Source organism: Flavobacterium nackdongense, from assembly GCF_004355225.1.
Lineage (GTDB): Bacteria > Bacteroidota > Bacteroidia > Flavobacteriales > Flavobacteriaceae > Flavobacterium > Flavobacterium nackdongense.
In genome coordinates this window covers 2,842,109-2,863,745 of the sequence record NZ_CP037933.1, presented here as the reverse complement: position 1 = coordinate 2,863,745, position 21,637 = coordinate 2,842,109, and the positions used below count along the sequence as shown (strand labels likewise).

Annotated in this window: 13 protein-coding genes; 2 read left to right on the top strand and 11 right to left on the bottom strand. The window is 38.1% G+C overall.

All coding sequences use genetic code 11. The features are described from left to right. The first annotated feature begins 40 nt into the window (after positions 1–40). Both E1750_RS12240 and E1750_RS12235 read left to right on the top strand, forming a co-directional pair. The gene (locus tag E1750_RS12240; RefSeq protein ID WP_165698047.1) at positions 41–4,063 is read left to right on the top strand and encodes an FG-GAP-like repeat-containing protein; all 4,023 of its coding nucleotides are present in this window, start codon (positions 41–43) and stop codon (positions 4,061–4,063) included. A 62-nt stretch (positions 4,064–4,125) separates the two neighbouring features. Then, entirely contained in the window at positions 4,126–5,724 is a 1,599-nt protein-coding gene (locus E1750_RS12235) for an MFS transporter (protein ID WP_133277050.1), read from the top strand. A gap of 354 nt (positions 5,725–6,078) precedes the next feature. Here E1750_RS12235 and E1750_RS12230 read toward each other — a convergent pair whose 3' ends face one another. From E1750_RS12230 to E1750_RS12180, 11 genes are all read right to left on the bottom strand, one after another. Next, entirely contained in the window at positions 6,079–6,303 is a 225-nt protein-coding gene (locus tag E1750_RS12230) for a hypothetical protein (RefSeq protein ID WP_133277049.1), read from the bottom strand. Between the two features lie 21 nt (positions 6,304–6,324). After that, positions 6,325–10,212, bottom strand: a complete 3,888-nt coding sequence (locus E1750_RS12225) for a T9SS sorting signal type C domain-containing protein (protein WP_133277048.1) — start codon at positions 10,210–10,212, stop codon at positions 6,325–6,327. A 472-nt stretch (positions 10,213–10,684) separates the two neighbouring features. Then, entirely contained in the window at positions 10,685–12,052 is a 1,368-nt protein-coding gene (locus E1750_RS12220) for a T9SS type A sorting domain-containing protein (RefSeq protein WP_133277047.1), read from the bottom strand. Positions 12,053–12,239: 187 nt separating this feature from the next. After that, the gene (locus E1750_RS12215; RefSeq protein ID WP_165698046.1) at positions 12,240–12,974 is read right to left on the bottom strand and encodes a rhamnogalacturonan acetylesterase; all 735 of its coding nucleotides are present in this window, start codon (positions 12,972–12,974) and stop codon (positions 12,240–12,242) included. Positions 12,975–12,980: 6 nt separating this feature from the next. Further along, entirely contained in the window at positions 12,981–14,009 is a 1,029-nt protein-coding gene (locus tag E1750_RS12210) for a pectinesterase family protein (protein WP_227873889.1), read from the bottom strand. Beyond that, on the bottom strand, positions 13,940–15,025 hold the full coding sequence (gene pelA, locus E1750_RS12205) for a pectate lyase (RefSeq protein ID WP_227873888.1): 1,086 nt from the start codon (positions 15,023–15,025) through the stop codon (positions 13,940–13,942). Before pelA ends, E1750_RS12210 begins: the two co-directional genes overlap by 70 nt. A gap of 4 nt (positions 15,026–15,029) precedes the next feature. Continuing rightward, positions 15,030–16,670, bottom strand: a complete 1,641-nt coding sequence (locus E1750_RS12200) for a glycoside hydrolase family 43 protein (RefSeq protein WP_133277046.1) — start codon at positions 16,668–16,670, stop codon at positions 15,030–15,032. A gap of 14 nt (positions 16,671–16,684) precedes the next feature. Beyond that, positions 16,685–17,917, bottom strand: a complete 1,233-nt coding sequence (locus E1750_RS12195; RefSeq protein WP_133277045.1) for a glycoside hydrolase family 88/105 protein — start codon at positions 17,915–17,917, stop codon at positions 16,685–16,687. Between the two features lie 43 nt (positions 17,918–17,960). Beyond that, entirely contained in the window at positions 17,961–18,929 is a 969-nt protein-coding gene (locus E1750_RS12190; RefSeq protein ID WP_133277044.1) for a DUF4861 family protein, read from the bottom strand. A gap of 7 nt (positions 18,930–18,936) precedes the next feature. Continuing rightward, a complete protein-coding gene (locus E1750_RS12185; protein ID WP_133277043.1) occupies positions 18,937–19,869 on the bottom strand; it encodes an alpha/beta hydrolase in 933 nt (310 codons plus the stop codon). A 97-nt stretch (positions 19,870–19,966) separates the two neighbouring features. Next, the gene (locus E1750_RS12180) at positions 19,967–21,625 is read right to left on the bottom strand and encodes a RagB/SusD family nutrient uptake outer membrane protein (RefSeq protein WP_133277042.1); all 1,659 of its coding nucleotides are present in this window, start codon (positions 21,623–21,625) and stop codon (positions 19,967–19,969) included. Positions 21,626–21,637 lie beyond the last annotated feature (12 nt).

The window sequence follows — 21,637 nt, the reverse complement described above, 5'->3', positions numbered from 1 at the left end:
TTAGAACTTAGCCATAAATTAAATTACAACAAAAATGCGTATGCCAAAAAACAATAAAAACACAGTCTTCATCCTATTATTTTTTTTCCTATTTACTACTGGATTTACAGTTTTTGCTCAAAAATTTGAACGCATAGAAACTGCCGCCGGACTAGGGATAATGAAAGAAAATAATGGAACAGCTGTTGCCGATTATGACGGAGATGGTGATTTAGACCTTTTTATTGTTGCCAAAAATAAAGACGATTCCAAAGACGAAAAAACACACAGCCGATTGTTTCGAAATGACAATAACGGCGCTTTCACTGATGTAACCAATGCCGCTGGTCTCGCCAATTTATTTCCAAATGAAGATCCTACAGGGCCAAATCCCGCATTAGATGGGGTGAAATATGCGGTGTCGTGGGGTGATTATGACAATGACGGCTTTCCAGATTTGTTTTTTACGCATCTTTATAAAGTACAACTATTTCGCAACAATGGCAATGGTACTTTTACGGACAAAACCATTCAAGCCGGATTGGTAAAAACCAACAATTGCTGGAATACTGCTGCCACTTGGTTCGATTTCAATAAAGACGGATTTCTGGATATTTACATCGGAAATTGGGAACAATGCGATTACAACACTTTTTATATCAATAACGGAAATGGAACTTTTAGCAATGCCACCAACAAGGTCAACGGCACGGTTAAAAACAAAAGAACCTATATGGGTTTCCCATTTGATGTAAATGCAGATGGATGGATGGATTTGTATGTCACCAATGACAATAAGGTTCCGAACGATTTATACCTCAATATTGATGGCAACAGCAGTGTGGAAGACGCTAAAAAATACGGCCTTGATAATTCTGGTACCGATATGGGCATCGGAATTGGGGACTATAATAATGACGGTAATTTCGACTTTTTTATCAGCAATATCAATAATAATGTTTTCCTAAAAAACAATGGTAGCAACACCTTCAGCAATATTGCTATCGAAAAAAATATGTTCAATACCGGCTGGTCTTGGGATAATATATTTGCCGATTTCGACCTTGATGGAGATGAAGATTTATTTATTGTCAATGGTTTTAGTCTGACTGGGCCTCAAAAAAATAGGTATTTCAAAAACTTGTTCAACGAAGGAAAAGATAGTTTTATCGACGCTTCTGACGAAGTTGGTTTGGGAGATAGCACCATCGGAACCAGCGCCTGTGCCTTTGACTTTGACAACGATGGCGACCTCGATGTTTATGTCTCCAACAATGACAGAGCCTCTTATTTTTATACTAATCCCACCATTAAAACCAATCAAACCAATACAGCAAAATGGTTTAAAATTGCCTTGCAAGGAACAAAATCCAATCGAGATGCCATTGGAACAACCATCACGGTATCGACCGATGTTGGCAGTTTTCACAGGTATTATACAGGATTAGGCTTTTTGTCTCAAAGTCTAAAACCTGCTCATTTTGGTTTGGGAAAAGCTACGAAAATCAACGAGGTTACCATTAAATGGCCCTCCGGATTAGTAGAAAAATACCAAAATTTCGAAACCAATACTTTCATTAAGTTCACTGAAGCTTCAGGATTTAAAAAGGTCGATGTTCAACCTGTAAATTACATTTTTGGTTGCACGGATCCAAAATCTTGTACTTATAATCCAATGGCAACAAAAGACGATGGGAGTTGTGTTTATTTAACTGCTACTTCCATTGTCGGACCAACCACCTCCGGGTATAATAATGAAGACAATTATACTTATACGCTACCATTGAATCACCAAATTAGTTGGACAGTCGAAGGCGGTGAAATAATAGAAGGCAAAGGAACTTCATCGATAAAAATAAAATGGGGATTAGAATCGGCTGGAAAAATTACCGCCCTTGTATCGAATGGCAGTTGCAATAGCACGCTTTCCGAATTAAAGGTTCAACTTCAATTAAATAAGGTTTCTAAAAACATTTCTGTTGCCAGAATTTGGAATGAAGCCCTTTTAGAAGCCATCCGAAAAGATTTTGCAAGACCTACAGTTCATGCCCGGAATTTGTTCCATACAGCGGTGGCATTGTATGATAGTTGGGCAATTTATGATCCCAATGCCAAACCGTATTTAATAGGCAATACTCTCCATAATTTTGTAAGTGAATTAAAAGATTTCAAGCCTTTGGAAGACGCAAAACCTTCCAGCGAAAAGGCCATGAGTTATGCCGCCTATCGATTGTTGACGCATCGTTTTAAAAATTCGCCCGGAAGTGCAAAAAGTTTGGAAAGATTTAATTTGATCATGAGCCAATTGGGGTACGACATGAACTTTACAGCTACAAATTATGAATCAGGAGATGCTGCTGCTCTTGGCAATTACATTGGTCAAACCCTGATCGATTATGGCCTAGCTGATGGGTCAAATGAAGCAAATAAATACGTCAACACCTTTTATAAACCCATAAACCCTTCCTTAAATGTTAGAGTTACAGGAGGCAAAACAGGAATGGTGGACCCCAATCGTTGGCAACCTTTGTCCTTTGATACTTTTATCGATCAAAGTGGCAATATTATTCCCGGTTCGACACCTGAATTCTTAAGCCCGGAATGGGGTCGAGTGTTTCCTTTTGCATTAACGGATGACGTTAAATCTATTTTAGTAAGAGATAGCAATAAATTTGAAGTGTATCACAATCTACCGTCTCCGCCGCAATTAAGCCTATCTTCAAAAACAGCTTCAAGTGATCAATACAAATGGAACTTTTCATTAGTGTCTTATTGGAGTTCTCATTTAGACCCAAATGACGGCGTCATGTTGGATATTTCGCCCAAAAATCAAGGGAACACCGATTTGAAATTGATACCAAAAGATTTTTCAGATTATTCGAAATTTTATAAGGTTTTCGAGGGCGGCGATACTAGTAAAGGTCATACGCTAAACCCAGCGACAGGCAAACCTTACGAATCGCAAATAGTGCCAAGAGGGGATTATACCAGAGTTCTAGCCGAGTTTTGGGCAGATGGTCCAAACTCTGAAACACCGCCTGGACATTGGTTTACTATTTTGAATTATGTTCACGATCATCCGTTGTTTACCAAAAAATGGAACGGAAAAGGAAGTGAATTAACCCCCTTAGAATGGGATGTGAAATCCTATTTTGTTCTGGCTGGTGCTTTGCACGACGTGGCCATAACCGTTTGGTCAATCAAAGGATGGCATGATTACGTAAGACCCATTTCTGCCATTCGATATATGGCTGAACTTGGTCAAAGTACCGATGCAACATTACCCAATTATCATATTGGCGGAATCCCATTAGCGCCCGGATTTGTTGAAATTGTAAAAGCAGGTGATGCCTTGAGCGGCGCGAAAAATGAACATATTGGAAAGATAAAAGTATACGCTTGGCGTGGACACGATTACATTAAAAATGCCACCACCGATATGGCTGGTGTGGGCTGGATATTAGCCGAAAATTGGTGGCCTTATCAACGCCCTTCTTTCGTTACTCCGCCCTTTGCAGGATATATTTCAGGACATTCTACTTTTTCTCGTGCTGCGGCAGAAGTCCTGACATTATTGACTGGCGATGCCTTTTTCCCGGGCGGTATGGGAGAATTTAAAGCGCCAAAAAATGATTTCTTGGTTTTCGAAAAAGGACCTTCGGTCGATGTGACCTTGCAATGGGCTACGTATAGAGATGCCTCTGACCAGACCAGTTTATCCCGTATTTGGGGAGGAATCCATCCACCTGCCGATGATTTACCAGGCAGATTATTGGGCGAAAAAATAGGAATCGATGCGTATAATTTTGCGATGCCCTACTTTAGTTCAAATGCTGTTATAAATTCATCAAATGAAATTACAATTTATCCGAATCCAGCAATCCACAAAGAAGTGAATGTTTCAAATACAAAGGCTTCGGATGAATTCCTTCTGTTTGATTTAAGCGGAAAATCATTTTCACTAACCGAAAAAATATTTAATGAATCAACGGCTATTACTTTGCTAAAACTACCTCAAGCAATTACTTCAGGAATTTATGTTTTAAAGGTAAATGACCGTGCCAAACTCCTTTTTGTAAAATAGTAAAATCAAAGATGTACATAAAATAAAATCCTACTTAACAAACCAAAAAACCAAAATTGATTATGAATACCAAAATTGCATTAAAAGAAAAGATCGGGTACGCACTAGGAGATGGTGCGGCGAATATAGCTTGGAGAGGTGTGGCCACCTTTTTGTTTATTTATTATACCGATGTTTTAGGATTAAGTCCGGTAGTTGTGGGTGTTTTAATGCTGGTAGCTCGTTTTAGCGATGGAATTGCCGACGTTATTATGGGCATAATCGCGGACAGAACTTCCTCTAAATATGGCAAATTTCGCCCTTGGATTTTATGGTCCGCCATTCCTCTTGGAGTAATATTGGCATTGCTCTTTACAAATCCCGGTTTTGGGTCTACCGGCAAATTGGTGTATGCGTACATAACCTACATCTTTTTTACCTTGATTTATACTGTGAACAATATTCCTTATGGAGCCCTGATGGCAGTAATGACGGGCGACGACAAAGAAAGAACCAGTTTAGGTTCCTTTAGAATGGCGGGCGCATTTGGAGGCGGGATGATCGTACAAGGTGCTTTGCTTTTTTTGGTAGCCTATTTTGGTGATATCAATCCGTCGATTCGGGTCGAAAAACTAAGTAATGACAAATACATTGTCGAAGTTTCAACCTCTACGAGAGTGCAAAATGCGACCATCAAAACAACAAATGAAGTTGGGACTTTTGTCTATCAAGAACCCCCATTGTTTCCGGAAAAAAACACGCCAACGAATAGAAAAAGCTTCACAATGGAGGCTGATCAAAAATATGCTTTTGTTGTCAGTGGTGAACCTAATTTAACCGAAAACTCCATTTCTTTGGTGGACCAAAACCGAGGCTACAGTAACTCGATGTATTTGATGTCGATTTTTCTAAGCTTTTTTATGTTTATCACTTTTTACACCACCAAGGAGCGAATACAACCACCCAAAACGCAAGAAAACAACTTAAAACAAGATTTTAAAGAATTAATTTCAAATAAACCTTGGTTGATTTTGATGTTTGTGGGACTATTATTCAATGTTTATAATTCCATCAAACAAGGAATTGTGATTATTTACTTTACACATTTTTTAAACAATCAATTGTTATCCGCTTCTTTTTTAGTAGGACTGGCATTAATATCTGTTTTGGGTGCGCTATGTACGGCACCATTGGGGAAACGATTTGGAAAAAGAAACTTATTCATCTATTCCTTGCTGTTTTCAGGGGCGGTAAATGCACTACTTGTTTTTTGTGATGCAACGAATATTAAAGCCATTTTCGCCTTAGGAATAGCTTCTGAATTTGCCGCAGCTATGTTTCCTACCCTATTTTTTGTAATGCTGGGCGATGCAGCGGATTATTCTGAATTCAAAAACGGCCGAAGAGCCACTGGACTTATTTATTCGGCTGGATCTTTTGCTACTAAATTTGGAGGCGGAATTGCCGGAGCAGTAATCGGACTAATTTTAGGTGCCTTCCATTATGATGGACAAGATACCGCTGCTATAAGCGGTTCAATCCCAGGAATAATTATGTTAATGAGTTGGGTACCTGCAGTCATTACGATCATTGCAGCCGCATTTATGTTTTTATATCCCCTCAACCAAAAAAAGATGGATGAAATCACAATAGAATTAAACTCTAGAAGATTAAAAGAATAAACTAAGAAATCTTTTAAACGAAAAAATCGATGCATTAGCCGCGGTAGTTGGGACACGCTGCGATAAGCTGCTGCTATCTGTCCCGGTCGAATTAGTAAGTGGCACTGGACTAAATGTCGATACAGTGGCAACCCAATTCAATGCTGTCAAATGCGTTTTCACAAGGCCTAAAAACAAATTATTCTCTCATTGGGAGTATTATAAAGTGATAAAGAAAGTTTGAAGCAATAGGAGCACGTTTATTGCTTTACCATACAAGTTTTGTAAGTTTAGACCGGGTTGAAAACAATTTCTAAAAAACCCTGTCCAATTATGGAACAGGGTTTCTAAAAGCAATAAATACGAAATTTCTAGTTATTCAATCGTGTTTTTTGGTTTATGATTGGCTCTAACTTTGATAAGAACATAAGACAAACCTACCAAGGCCAAAATTCCAACATAATCATCGATTGGTGCTGCTGGCGCGTCTGGTGACTCTAACCCTCCTCCAGTATCATCAGTTCCAGGCTGTGCAAATAAGATAGAAGTGGAACAAAAGCAGAATGCAGCTATATAAAATTTTAATAATCTATTTTTCATTTTTGATGTTTTTTAAAGTTCTTAATTCAATACTTTTTTAGTCACTTCGCTGTTGTCCTCCCCAGTAACTTTAACAATCAACACTTGATTGTTTACTTTCAAATTACTGAAGGTTGCGGTATTGGCTTTCACATTTTTTTGCTCAGCAATAAGCCTTCCTTGCACATCATACACTCTTACGCTATTGATGGCTTTCGCACTAGAACTGACTTGGAGTCTTCCATTGTTTTTATAGACAGTAACATTGTTATCGTTGAATGCTGCTTCATTTACTTTCAATGTTTTTTGGTATTTCAAGGAGAATCTTGCATTATCTACTCCAGCTGCTGCTGTAAAAGTATAGGCTCCATCTTTCAATTTAGTTTCTGTTCCTGTTTTGCTGTCAACCAAATAAACCTCTTGTCCTGTGGCAAAAACACCTTCAGAATGATCAATTGCAATGGTATAATCACCCGCAAGATTGGTTTTGAAGTTTAGTGGCACCACATCACTTGCATCGAATACAGGGCGACCTTGGATTGTATACTCCCCATTGTTGATGCTAGAGGTCAAAGCAAAGGCGCTATCGTTAATGTATTTACTATCGTAATCATCTACTCCTGGAGTGGCACCATCTGCATAGTTCACAGCCATTTGAGAGAAAGCTCCCGCTGTAGTAGTTGCGTTCAACCATAGTCTGCTAGGTGCAGCCAATTGTTTAGTTTTAAAGAATTGATTGGCATTATTCGCAACTCTTTGACCGTTTTTAAAGGTTAGGGAAGTTGCTCCTGATTTGGCTTCTACAAAAAATCCTTGACCAATTTGAATCACTCCTGCAGGATCAACGGATTGTGCATTACCATTTGTGGTAAACATAGGGACTCCCGCCGTATTGTATGTACAATAAGCAGAACCTGCCCCATTTGTTTTTCTCCAGAAATACAAAGTGGTTTCAATATTGGCAGTATTATTTGTTACAAATGTTCCTATTGAAATAGGCGATGGATAAGGATTTCCTACTAAATTGTACCGCAATCCTGCTGCTGCTCCATCTACTAATGGTACAGGAACATCGCCATTATTGGGCAGACCGGTAAACTGCCCGTTGAATGTTTCAGCCGCGGGAGCCTCTACAGCCGTATTAGGCATACGGATTAAATAACCTGAACCAACTGAAAATGGAGTTAATGAAGGATCTGCAATAGCGCTAAATGCACCATTTACACTACCTACATTGTAAGTGGTGTTAAAATTATAAAATCGTGTGGTTGCTGTGGCAGGCGAAAAAGCCAATAAATTCTGATTGGCTACTGGCGAGGACCACAAGGTATAATCTAAACGAGATAGTGCGCTGCTGTTGCGTTTTACAACCACATTTCCTGAACCTGAGTTGGTATTCGTTGTAGCCGTTTGGATTAAGTTCGCATTATTTTCTAGCGTTAAAGTCCCACTATTTACAAGTGCATTAGTAATAGTTAAATTTTTGCCTGAAGGTACAGTTAAAGTTCCCGCTGTTATGGTTACAAAATTGGTCGTTAAATCTGCGCCCATAGTAACTCCCGATGGATTATTCACAGTAAAATTATTTACGGTTGCTGGAAGATCGCTTCCTGGAACCTGTGCAGCTGAACCCACATAGGAATAATTGGCGCCAGTATTAAAGTTACGTGTTGTTGTACGAATTGGCCCTGCAACTGGATCTAAACCTATAGCTGTACCAATGTTTATAACAGCTCCAGACAGAAGATTAAAAGCACCACTCCCTGTAACAGCTGCAGACAATGTTGCACTTGAGAAATCTGCAGTATTGCTTACGTTTATTACACCACTAGGACCAACAGTAATAGTCGGAGCAGATCCTCCAACTGAGCTTGTCGCATTTAATTTATCTACATTCAATGTGCCATTTACATTTAAAACACAGGTTTTACCTGAAGCAATTGGTAGCGATAAATTAGAACCGGTTGGCAATGTCAATGTACCATTTACATTTATGGTTGTACTAGCATTTCCATTTGTTGCAGAGCTACTGGCAGTATTTAAATTAGACAAACCAACAAACGATAATGTTTTACCAGAGTTTATAGTAATTGTAATATTATCATTACTGCTGCTATCTGTATAAATAGATGCACCACCTGTACCGGTAGAACCTTTATAAGTCATCTCCATATCAGCATCAATAGTTAATGTAGCATTTTGAGTGTTTGTATTTGGACGCAAGCGACCTGGGCGAATAATTCCGCTGCCAGAAATGGTCAGATTTCCATTAAAATACAAACCTAAAGCGCAGTCATAAGCTGCAGTATCGTCTTTATCTCCCAAAGTTCCATTAATAGTTGCTGAAGTTCCATTGACTGTAAGGTAATTCATACTTCCTCCTACAACATTGGCATTATTATAAAGTTTTCCAGTTGAATTTATAGTAAGATTGTAGCACGACGCTGCTGCCGCCAATTGTATTTTGTCTCCAGCAGCAATGGTCACATTATCAGTTGCGCCCGGGACAACACCGCCAACCCATGCAGATGCTGTTGCCCAAGTAACACCTGCTGAATTTAATCCAGTTGATACAATTTCACCTGGAGAAGTTATTTGATTTCCACTTGCAGGATTTGGTATTAAATAATTTTCTGAACCTGTTGTTCCATTGAAGGAATACACTTTGACATAATAGGTGGTTGCCTTTGAAAGTCCTGTTACACTAACTGAATTACCAGTACCACTATAAACAACATAATTCCCAGTACCCAATTGTGTACCACTACCAAAAACAGTATTTGCTGTGTACGTATTACCGTCACCTGGATCACTATTCACAGCACTTCCAGATTTAATAACTACTAAGTTATTTGTGCCATCTCCTGCAGTAAAATTAACAGTAAAACCTGTAGATGTAACTCCTGAAAAACTGGCACCTGATGCTTGAATAGTTGGTTCACTTGCATAATTTGGAGCAGTTGTAGTCGCATTTACAGTTATTGGTGCTGAATAATTAAATGCTTTATCTACTGAATATATTCTGTAATAATAAGTTGTTGATGGTGTAAGCCCAGTATCATTAAAAGAATTTGCGGCGCCTAAATAAACCACTTGTTCTCCTGCGGCAACGGTGTTTCCAACAGCGTAAATACCATTAACATTAGGTGGAGTAGTTGGGTCTACAATTCCACGAACTACCATATAGCCTCCACCATCAACTCCATTTCCTGCTCCAACAGCTGCAGCTGTCCATGTAACATTCATTTGAGTAGCAAGCGGTGTTGGTATGCTTGGTGCTGTGGGTGCATCTGGCACAGTTACATCTGTAGTCCCAGGATACATTACAAAGTCATCAATGTCAAGAGCTACTCCCATTGTTGGAGTATTACATCTAATAATTCCAATTCCTGCATTTCCATTTGGCGCAGTTGCAACAGTTACTTGTGCTGAATATTTAGTCCATCCTGGATTTGAAGATGCTAATATTGTATAAGGAGCCCCACTAGGAAAATATGTAGGAGAAGATGTGCCATTTGGCGAAGCTCCAATTTGCATACTTGCTGCGGTTGCAGTTGCAGTAGCAGTTCGATAATAATACTGCACTGTATATTGAACATTTGAAACTGCATTTGTAGCAGTTGTAGGAGACTGTAATCTCTTTGCTGTTGAAGTAGTATAAAAATTTACCGACTTTAATCCTGTTCTCACAAACGAACTTCCAACAATCCCATTTCCTGAGGTTGAAACACTCCAAGCTGTATTGCTCAAGGTAGTTCCTAATGTGCCTGTTTGCCCTTCAAAACCCCCATCCATTGACGGAAAAGAGCCAATAACTTGTTGCCCCCAACTCATTTGGGCGCCCATTAGCAATAAAACAAAAAGGGACAAGAATCCCATGATTGTTCTTTTACCTTTTGTTTGATAAAAATTCTGTGTAATTTTAGTCATAGAAATTAATTTTAATAATTAGTAAATAAGTTTAGGTACTTTTCAAAAAAGGTATAGACAGTTCGTTCCTTAGAACTATGAAAATGTGGAAGTTGTAAAATAGCTTCCAATAAATAATCAAAAAACAGCACTAAATGCAATCGATTACACAAATATAATAATTTTTTTTATATATCTAAATAAAAAATGTATATTGCAAAATAATGATGCTTTTTTTAATATTATTCCTATGGAAAGATAAAAAAACTTGCGTTAAAACGCTTAAAAATGCAATCAATAGCACTACGTTAGGAAAAGAGTAATCGGTTGTTTATAAGTAACTCCATTTTGGCAGGAATGAATTATTGACTTTATTTCACGGCAAAAAAGTTTTTCGCCACTAAATTCAGGTCCTCTGTTCAAGTTGTGATATCAAATCACAAAACTAGATTTTTAGCAACTTTTGAAACAATGATTCTTACAGAAGTAAATACTATTTTTTTATAAACTTCCAAGAAGTACTATTAGCACCAATGGAAAGGTGGCACAAATACAGTCCACTGGCGAGATTTGAAACATTCAGTGATAGTTTTTCGGCTGGTGTACTTGCTTTGGAATAACTCATCAGTTTTGCTCCCAAAGACGAAAAAATGGTTATCATAGCATGACCTGCCACATTATCGGACAGATTAATATGTAATGTACTGTCTACAACTGTTGGATACAATTTCCCTAATTGTACTTCTTGATATCCCAATCCTAAATTTGGACAGGCCGAGGAAATCTCACCCGTTGCATTAACATTTAATGTAGCACCGGCACCACAAGTGGCATTGGATACATAAGAAGCAACATTGTCCACAGGAAATACAGTATAGGTATAGGTTGGTTTTGTTGCCGTAAGTTTGTCCAATCCCGTTACAGGGGTTGGTGTTGTTCCTTTGGTACATCCATCAAATTTTACCGAAGTAGTGCCCGTACCTTCGGTAACAGGACTTGAAATAGTGGCAATTTGCTCAAAATTACAATTCTCGACATAGCAATTCGTACCGCTATTTCCCGCTCCCAATCCCACTGCCGAAGCTCCTGAAACATTGGTTTTGAAATAACAATTTAGCACATGCAATTCGGCATTTCTGGCTCTTGGCATCCTCGCTTTACAGCCTTCGGCCCAATAACAGTTTTTAAAGGTTACACTGTATCTGCCATCAGAAGATGGTAAATCATCTATGGCTGATCCAACTAAATTGGAAAAACGATGATCGGCAGAACCTCCGGAACCGCCTGCAATTGCGGGTTTCAAATAAGTGAATTTGCACCATGAAATAGTAGTATTGTCGCATTCGCCTTTATTATCAAAATTACCGTCCATTCCGTCTTGAAATTCGCAGTGATCCACCCAAATATTTCTACCTTCATTCGTTAGATTGTCCCGACCATCGACATCGTAAGCGCCAGGACCTTCAAAAATAAGATTTCGCACAATCACATTATTTGATCCCGCTTTTATGTACAGAATACCTGAATTCTGCGCCGAAGTAGTCGAGTTGCCAATGGTAATTTGATTGTTTCTAAGCCTTGCACCAGGCAATCCGACAATGGTTTTATTGGTTAATAATACGCTCGTATACACACAATCAATCGTTCCCGAAACCAAAATAACCGCTGTTGAGGCCGCTGTAGAAGTTAGCGCATTTTTGAATTGAGTATAAGTCGTCACGGTTACGGTATTCGAAACCGTAGGCGTTCCTCCACCCGTTGCAGCCTCGCCAAACCCCTCGGGAGTGGGCATATAATAATTTTGACCAAAAGCATGGCTAATTATAAACAAACTGATAAAAAGAAAAACTGATTTTTTCATTATGGAAAAGAGATTAATTTAATAAATTTAAAAGCCTACTGCAACTAGTACAAACGAACTGTCTAACACGTCAATACCCTAGTGTAATCGATTACAAAAATAGTTGTTTTTTATCATAAACAACAATCCTTCAATTAAAGGGATGATTTATGCGAAAAATGAGTTGATCTTGATGGGGTTAAAAAAGTCAATCCTTGATGTATTGTACCAAATCAAGTTTTGATTTCTTTAATTCTGCGATTGCAATTTTAGCAATTGCTGTAGCTCCTTCGACGCTGAGATGTGTGTTATCTTCCTTGCCTTCAGGAAAAAAAGGAATTTCGCCCGCTTTGCTATGCAAATGCAATTGCTTTGATTTTTCGGGTCCATACTTGATTTCTAATAACTCCGTGTAATACTCCATATCAACAAAAGGGACTTTATATTCCTGAGCAACCAATCGGGCTTCAAGCGTATAATCCGTGTGCGTGCTAATAAGAACGCCTTGTTCGTTGAAATTTCTACGCGTTATCGATGAAAAAATTATAGGCGTAGCACCCTTTTCTCTCGATTCAGTCACAAAGCGAATCAGATTGTGACGGTAGGCTGTATGAGGATTGGTGTAGCGTGTAGAGTCTGTAACTTTTCCGTCGTTATGCCCGAATTGTATAAAAACATAATCCCCTTTTTTTAGTGAATTGTATACAGCATCCCAAAGTTTCAAATCGATAAAACTCTTAGTACTTCGACCGTTTACGGCTCTGTTTTCGAAAACTACATTAGCTGTTAAAAATTGGGGTAGCATTTGTCCCCAACCGCGTTCAGGATTTTCATTTGCTAACGGCTTATTCGCCATTGTTGAATCGCCAATGCCGTAAATAGTTGGTTTTTGCGCCATAGCGCTTAATGAAATAAAGAGAAAAATCGCAACAATACATTTCATAATATTTTATTTAGGCTTGTTATTTAAAAAGGATTCTTTTATAGTTTTAGCAAAATTCAATCCCATACCATTTTCGACAGTATACTTTTTTGCTTCTGATTTTTTTAATTGATGCGACCACAAAACTCTCTTTTCGGGTTGAAAACCTTCGCCACTACATTTATATTCAGCATAAAAAGCTGTTTTTTCAGCTTCGGGTTTGGACCAATTGTGCCAACCTTCAGGTGTAATATGTTTGCCCATTTCACAATTTAAAAACACTGTTTTGGCATAGACACGCCAAGGTCTTCCGAGATACACTTCGGTTGCATTTTCACTGGCTGTGAGCTTACAGTTTTTAAAAACATATCCAAATTCCGTGTTTTGAGCTGTTGAAGCGGCTGTTATATAAGAATTGCTTTTACTGTGGATAGTACAATTTTCGAAAAATACGGTGGCATCCCCAAAGATAAAATCGGTTGTACCTTCGATATAACAATTATTAAAATAATTTTTTGTTCCTTCGCCAGAAGTGTATAATGTATCCTGATTCCCCAGCAACGAGCAGTTACTAATGATAACTCTGTTTGCATTTACATTCAGCGCAACGGCCTGTCCTACTGGTCCTGAGGTGTTTTGGATTGTCAGGTTTTTGGCCATAAAATCATTTCCTTCTACTAAAACTGTGTACGTATGGAAAGTGCTATTTCTGCCGATATTTATTTTGTTGAAATGGTCGTCATAGGAAATAATTGTATTTTCTCGGCTTTCGCCAATTAATGAAATGTAGGGATTCCAAGAATGTATTTTTACTTTTTCGTAGTACAATCCGTTTTTGATAAAAATGGTAATTCTTTCGGATGGATAGGCTTTTGCTGCGTTTATAGCTTCTTGAATTGTGGTGAAATCACCGCTTCCATTTTTGTCCACTACGATGTGGAACTCGTCTTTTGGAGCTAAATTAGTCTTAGAAACTGGCTTTTCACTTACAACTTCAGTTTTTTTTTCCAGGATGGGTATTTTTTTAATACCTCTTTCGGTTCGTTCGTGTACCAAGCGTATCCTGTTCTACGTTCTTGTCCAATCTCGGCTATCGAAGCTTTTTTGATGCCATCTCGATCGCAGAAAAAAGGTGTGTTGTCGGTAAGTTCCATAAACCGTGCCCACAATGGTTCTGCGTTTGGGTCATTGACCATCACTTTTTCGACAATATTGCTATTTGGAACTGGAACCCGTTCTTCTCTAAGATCTGTGATTTTTGTTTTTTCGAACCAAGTTACTGCGCTGTTTATAGCAGAAATAACTTCGGGTGAAGGATTTTCAATATTCATTAGAAGCAAAACGATTTTAGCCGATTCTTTTCCGCTTAATGAGGCTAATTCGTAAGCTCGAGCATTGGCTGGAAGCAAAGTTACTTCGTCGTGTTGCGCACACCAAGCAGTGAGAACTCCATTTTGTTTGTATTGTGATTTAAGTATGCAATCTATTCCTTTATCGAATGCTATTTTTGCTTTTTCAAGAGCAGCCTCAGAAGGTCTTATGGAATAATAATCGGTTTTATCGATGCACTGTTTTAATACATTTAGAATATGAACCATTGAATCGTCATTATACGTAATATGAGTGTAATATCCTTTTTTCAGCGGATAAAATTGTGGCCAACCGCCGTTCGCATATTGCGCTTTCAACAAATAATCAAAGCCAGCTAGGAAGGCATTTTTGTATCTTTCGTCTGGTGTTTGAGCGTACATTTTAGACAAAAACAACATTTCTTGGCAAGTTGCCCCATTGTCTGTGGTAACATCATTAGTATCTAGTTTTAGGGCAATAAGTTTTTGCTTTTCAACTTCGTTCAACGGGTTTTGCATTTGGATGTTTTTTGTCCAACCTCCTATATTACGTTGGTACAACAATACATTTTCGGCAACGGCTTTTGCTTCTGCAGTTGCAAACCAAGATGGCTCCGATTTGTTGATGATATCAGGCCATTTTTGTTTGCTGACTTGGGCATAAATGCTTGTATTTAATGCTAAAATTAGCGTAAAGATGATAGCTTTTTTAATCTTGTTCATTTTTTTAATGTGTTGATTTCGTTACTCTAAACCAGTCAATACGAACGCTTCCAGCATCGTTTATGTTTCCATTTCTCAGTGCCAAAAAGCCTACTTTTGCTCCAATCCATTTGCCTTCTCTTGCATTGAAATCAGTTCCGAGGGCAGTGAAATTTTTGCCGTCTTCACTGTAGAAAAAATTGCAAATTCCGCCTGCTTTTACTTTTACTTGAAGGTAAAAAGTAGTGTTTTTTAATGTAATGGATTCGGTTTCGGTTTCTTTTGCTTTTTTGTCCGCATTTTTACAGATTACTTGGGATATGGAGAGTTGTCCTGCCGTTTGTTTAATTTTCAAATAGCTGTAATCTAGTCCCATTATCACCAAACCGGTTTGCTCATCGTCGAAACGGGCTTTGAATGTCATTTTGGTGGTTGCGGTAAATTCGTCGGCTGGAAATTTTTGTAAAAGTAAATTTCCAACGTCGAATAAATTAGCAGCATCTTTTGGCATCGGGCGACAGTACATCGTGTAATACCCCATCGTGGATGGAAAACCCCAATACACTTGAGGATTGGCGTGCCATTGCCATTGCAAACCTAATTTGCGAGAATTAAATTCGTCCGAATCAGGAGGAGTAGAGATAGGATATGTTTTTCCAACATTAGGTTTTTTGAATGTTGATACCGGTTCGCCAGTTCCATCGCCATCTTTATCTGTTCCAATTACCGGCCAATCATTGATCCATTTTATTGGTTGCAAATGAACGACTCTACCATAAATTCCTTTGTCCTGAAAGTGGAAAAACCAATCTTCACCCGTTTGTGTTTGCACCCAAGCACCTTGGTGTGGGCCATTGACTTTTGTTTTTCCTTGATCCAGTACTTTTCTTTTTTCGTAAGGTCCCCAAATATTTTTGGAACGTAACACCGTTTGCCATCCCGTTGGAACACCACCTGCGGGAGCAAAAACATAATAATAAGCTTTACGTTTGTATAATTTTGGACCTTCTATAGTGGCTTCACCATCGTGACCGTCAATAATTATCACATCATCGTTATAGTCTGCCTTAGTTCCTTCAGGATTTAGGCTGCAAATGGCCAAAAGGCTTTTGATTCCTGCACGACTTCCAGCATAAGCGTAAGCCAAATAGGCTTTGCCATCTTCGTCCCAGAACGGACAAGGATCAATCAGCCCTTTTCCTTCTTTGACCATAACGGGTTCAGACCAATCGCCTTTTGGGTCTTTGGTTTTAATCCTATAAATTCCATAATCAGGGTCGGGATAATAAATATAAAATTCCTCATTGTGGTATCTTATGGACGGAGCCCAAACGCCGTTTCCGTGCCCTGGTTTGTCATAAACATCAAAAGGAGGTTGCTTTTTTAGCGCATAATTGACCAATTCCCAATTGACCATATCCTTGGAATGCAAAATAGGCAAACCCGGAATACAATTAAAAGAGGATGCCGTCATATAATAATCCTCACCAACTCGAATAGCATCCGGATCAGAATAATCAGCATTGATGATGGGATTTTTGTAGGTTCCATCACCATTGTCGGCCACCCAAACTTGGGATCGATTGGTTTCGTTTTTTTCTTGTGCAACCGCTGACAGAACAGCGATGCTGCATAAAAAAACGGAGATGATTTTTAAAAATTTCATCGGAAAAAATACTGTTATCGGTTTAATTCTAAAGCTGCCAAAATGAATGGGCCAGTTGCTTTAGGATCGTTATCTTGTTTTCTTTCATTTACGTAATATTCGTAGGATCCGTCTCTGTAAGGAGTTCCCCCAAGTCCAGCAACTGCGCAAACATCCGTAATGGTAATTGTTCCGTCGGGATCTACTTTCATCAATTGAGTGGTCAAACCATCAAATGCTTTGTTGGCCAATTTTTTGTATTTGGCTGGCAAATATCCTTTGTTGGCTCCTTTTGCAAAAGCATAAGCAAACATCGAGGAACCTGAACCTTCCAAATAATTTCCTTTTTCGCCCCCTTTATCCGTTACTTGGTACCATAAACCAGTTTTTGGGTCTTGAAATTTAGCTAAATTTGAGCAAACATTATTCAAATACCCCACTAATTCTTTTTGTTTTGGATGATCTTTAGGGAAATAATCCAAGGCATCTACAAGTGCCATTGCATACCAACCTAAAGCTCTTGACCAGAAATTGGGTGAATTACCCGTTTCTTTATTAGCCCAAGGCATCAGTTTTTTCTCGTCCCAACCGTGATACAACAAACCCGTTTTTGGATCCGTGGCGTGCAATTGAATTTCTTCAAATTGTTTGGCAACATCGTTCAAGTTTTTTCCGTTTTCGAACGTAACAGTGTATTGTGCATAGAATGGTTCTCCCATATACAAACCGTCCAACCACATTTGGTTGGTGTACATTTGTTTGTGCCAAAAACCACCAGAACTAGTTCTAGGTTGTCCTTCTAATTGTTTTTTTAGGGTTTGCATTGCCACTAAATAGCGATTGTCTTTTGTTTTTTCGTATTGGGTAAACAATAAACGCCCCGAAACAATCATATCAATATTGTATTTATCTAGCTCATAGGTTTTGATTGTACCATCTTTTTCAATCAAAATATCAGTATAGCCTTTGGCGTAAGCAGCATATCTAGGATCTGGATTTTTCTTGTATAATTCTTCGAATGCGAACAGAACCAAACCGTGTACATAGTCCCACTTTGGTGCTTTGGCATTGTCAATCATATAAGCTTCAGGATGACGTTTCATTAGCGTTAAAGCCATTTTATCAGACCATTTTGCCTCTTTTGAAATTTCAATTTTTTGAGATTCAACTGTTTTAGCAGGTTCTTGTGCCGTGGTTTTGCAGCTAAGAAAAGCCAACGAAACGAAAAGGGCTGCGGCTTTTAAAGTGTTTGTTTTTATGGATGACATAATTATTATTTTTATTCTTTGTGAGGTATGTTTTTTAAACAAATTAAAGTTTACTTTTTTTATTTAATATAGCTAATTTTTCATCTAAATATTTGATGAATTCTTCTTTGGTTTTGATGCCGTCTTTTTCTTGTTCCCAAGCGCCCAATAGGTAAAAAGAATTTGATTTAGTACTTGGTTTGAAAACCAATAAATGGTCAAACTCAGCCTCAACCGCAGCTTCTACAGTATTGATTTCATAAAAAATAGCCATTCCTAAATTGTCTGGAACCAAGGATTGCTTTCCATAAGTGGCAATGTATCCCCATTTTTTGTTGGCGCTTTCTTTTTTGAAGATTTCCGTGTTTTTTTGTTTTACAATTCCGGTACAAATTCCTTTGATTTCTTTCGAAGCTTGAATGGTATGTTTGGTGTAAATTTGATCCGGTTTGATGCTCAATTCAGAAGTAAAATCAATTTTATCATCGGCCGTTTTCCAACCGTAATAATTTATTTTTACTATTGATTCGTTTTTATTGTTTTGCACTTTGGCAATGGTGGAATCCACAACATAAAAGTGTAATCTTTCGTTGTTGAGGTAACGGTCAATTGAACCTATTCCTATTCCTTTTCCTGCTTTTAGAATATCAGATCCCCAATCTTGCATCAAGTGATAGGAATCGAAACCATCTTGTCCTACTTTAGGTAATATAATCGCTTCGGTTTTTTTTCCGAAAATATCAATGGCATTTCTCCAATCGAGATACAATCGGTAGGCTACTTTGTTGCTTTCCCAACCTGGTCCTTCGTAGCGAATATCGAACGAATGGTCAGTATGTTCTGGAGCTAATTTCACGCTTTGAACATTTTTGAAAGTTCCACCAATGTATTTACGACCTTCCCATTTGCCGCCTTCTTTGACCGAAATTTCGGCGTAAGTTTTTGAAGTTGGACTGCTAGTTACATTGTTTTGGGCTTGACAAGATGTTAAACTCAATACGATTAATGCTGCGGTAATTTTAAATATTTTCATTTTATACTTATTTGAATACTTTGTCTAGAAATTGACTGGTGTACTTGATAGTTTCATCAAACCAAGGATTGAAAAACCAAAAAGAATGCGGTGAATTTGGAATGGATTGAACTTCATAATATATTCCGTTTTGGTTTAAAATGGCAATCATATCGTCTCTTCCAGCGTGAAATCGGGGTATGCTACTGTTAATGAATAGAACAGGAGGCGTGTTTTTGTCGGTATTATTTAAGGGCGATGCTTGTTCCCAAATTCTTGGAATTTCTTCATAACTACCTCCCAACCAAAAACTCGCTGCTTTTCCTTCGGCAGATTCGGGATGTTTGAAAGCTAAAATACCGTCTATATTGATGATCGCATTTACTTTTGATGAATATTTATCATTGTTAGTGGTTTTTTCAAAAATGTTTTTGCCGTTTGTAGTTCCAACTAAAGATGCCATTTGCCCACCTGACGAACAGCCTAAAACAGCAATTTTGGTCGTATCAACATTAAATTCTTGTGCCTTTTCTTTGATGTATTGCACCGCCTTTTTTACATCAAAAATTGCAGCTGGATAAGGAGCTTCAGGAGATAATCGAAATTCAATATTGAAACAAGAAAATCCTTTAGAGGCCATTTCTATTGCGAAAGTTTCCATTTGCGATTTGTTTCCAGATTTCCAACCGCCACCGTGAAGGATAACTATTGCGGGATTTCGTTTTTTCTCTTTTAGAAAATAGGCATCAAGATGCAGCGCTCTATCCTCAATTTTTTTATAAACGATTTCTTTTTTTTCAATAACATTTTCATACTTCTGAGTGGGTACGTAACTAATGTATGGGTGGTCTTTTTTTATTTTATCATAAACGCTTTTTACTGTATATGAAGTATCAACGGGGAATTGGCTTTGTGCAAAAGCCAGAGTAGTCATTACAAAAAATACGAGTAAACCTTTCATCGTTTAGGATATAAAAATGGAGCTTGACAAACGATACAAGCTCCATTATAAACAAAATAAAACCAAATTATTCCTCTAAATTAAAACATTGAAGTTATTAATATCCCGGATTTTGCGGAAAATCTTTATTTTGATTTAAATCTAAAGCTTGTTGTGGAATGGGTCTTAAAATTTTCAATGCACCACCTACTCCAACAAAATTGCTTGCTTTGATTTTATAATGATAGGCTGAGGCTCTCGCCACTAAGGTACCGGTACGTTTCAAATCGAACCAACGGTGATATTCACCCAATAATTCTCTTCCTCTCTCATTTAGAATATAATCGATATTGAATTCGGCTAAAGTAGCATTGGCTACGCCAGCTCGTTTTCGAACCTCGTTCAAGCGATCGAGTCCTGTCGTGGGATTTCCAGCTTTCAAATAGGCTTCTGCAGCGACTAAATATGTTTCACTTAATCGAGAAACAATAATATCTCTTGTACTTACTGGGCCAGTACTGGAAGGAGTAGTCAACTCAGGATCATCAAATTTTTTGACCGGAATAGTGGTGTAATCAATATTTTTAGTTACTGTATATTCCGCTGAATACGTTCCCCAATTGTGATACCCATTCGCAACGGTAGAACCTGTTTGCCATCTGGTAGAAAGTTCAAGTTGCTTCGCCGTTCTATCGGCAGGGGTAAACCAACTTGGTTCATAAAAATGTTTGATTTTTAATGTTGCTAACTCCGTCGGTTTTCTAAAAAAGTCGTAATAGTTTTCATATACTGTAGTCATAAAAGTAGCGTCCCATCTTTTATCGCCAGCGGTATATAATCCTAAGGCAAATCCTGTTGGGCATAAATTATAACTTCTTAAAGGAGCTCCGCCTTTCGTTTCACTACCTCCCAAATAAGAACTAAAATAATAAAACTGATTATTTCCAAGTGTTGAAGGAGAAGTACTTGTTGAATTTTTGTCGTATTGAACAGAGAAAATGGTTTCTAAATTCAAATCATTTCCAGGTTTAAATATTTGATCAAAGGCAAGAGTCAGTTTTTGTCCTGCAATGGCAGCTTCGGCATAGGTGGCGGCTTTGGTAAAATCGGCTGCCGTACCAAATGTTTCATAGCCTCTTGTCAAATATACTTTGGCCAACAGATCGTTTACGGCTCTTTTATTTACTTTACCCGTTGAAGCATAAGTTGCAGTTCCTACACTAGCAAGCGCTGCATCTAAATCAGCAATAATTTGAGTATAGACTTCCTCAGCAGTATTTCTCGTAAAAGACAAGACTGGAGCGGTAACGTGTTCTTTAACAATAGGAACACCTCCATAGGTTTGAACCAATAAGAAGTATGCATTTGCGCGCAAAAATCTTGCTTCACCTATTTGACTACTCAAGCTTGTAGTTGGCTCTGTAACCGTTGCGTAATACAATGTTTTGTTGACAGACTGTATTTGTTGATAACACGAATTGTACTGTTGTTCTACCCCTGTTGCTGAAGGAATAAGTTGTGTATATTGGCTTAAACCAGCCGGTTCCGGAGTTCTTCCTTCTGCATACATATCGGTTCCAGCACAAAACAACCAAGGGTCTCCTCCGTAAATTGCTTTTAGCCTTGCGTAATCAGAATTGACTAATAACTGAAATCCTTTGGCCGTTTTATAAGTTTCATCCGCAGGAACAAATGAAAGACTTTCTTCTTCGATAAAACTGCTACAAGAACTAACTGTAGTAAGAATTATTCCTAAAATTATAAATATTTTTTTCATTTTATATCTTTA

Excerpts from the sequence above, each read along its gene's own strand:
- E1750_RS12185 (WP_133277043.1), bottom strand. The coding sequence starts at position 19,869 with ATGAAAGGTTTACTCGTATTTTTTGTAATGACTACTCTGGCTTTTGCA.
- E1750_RS12180 (WP_133277042.1), bottom strand. The coding sequence starts at position 21,625 with ATGAAAAAAATATTTATAATTTTAGGAATAATTCTTACTACAGTTAGT.
- E1750_RS12240 (WP_165698047.1), top strand. The coding sequence starts at position 41 with ATGCCAAAAAACAATAAAAACACAGTCTTCATCCTATTATTTTTTTTC.
- E1750_RS12230 (WP_133277049.1), bottom strand. The coding sequence starts at position 6,303 with ATGAAAAATAGATTATTAAAATTTTATATAGCTGCATTCTGCTTTTGT.
- E1750_RS12190 (WP_133277044.1), bottom strand. The coding sequence starts at position 18,929 with ATGAAAATATTTAAAATTACCGCAGCATTAATCGTATTGAGTTTAACA.
- E1750_RS12220 (WP_133277047.1), bottom strand. The coding sequence starts at position 12,052 with ATGAAAAAATCAGTTTTTCTTTTTATCAGTTTGTTTATAATTAGCCAT.
- E1750_RS12225 (WP_133277048.1), bottom strand. The coding sequence starts at position 10,212 with ATGACTAAAATTACACAGAATTTTTATCAAACAAAAGGTAAAAGAACA.
- E1750_RS12235 (WP_133277050.1), top strand. The coding sequence starts at position 4,126 with ATGAATACCAAAATTGCATTAAAAGAAAAGATCGGGTACGCACTAGGA.
- E1750_RS12215 (WP_165698046.1), bottom strand. The coding sequence starts at position 12,974 with ATGAAATGTATTGTTGCGATTTTTCTCTTTATTTCATTAAGCGCTATG.
- pelA (WP_227873888.1), bottom strand. The coding sequence starts at position 15,025 with ATGAACAAGATTAAAAAAGCTATCATCTTTACGCTAATTTTAGCATTA.
- E1750_RS12195 (WP_133277045.1), bottom strand. The coding sequence starts at position 17,917 with ATGTCATCCATAAAAACAAACACTTTAAAAGCCGCAGCCCTTTTCGTT.
- E1750_RS12200 (WP_133277046.1), bottom strand. The coding sequence starts at position 16,670 with ATGAAATTTTTAAAAATCATCTCCGTTTTTTTATGCAGCATCGCTGTT.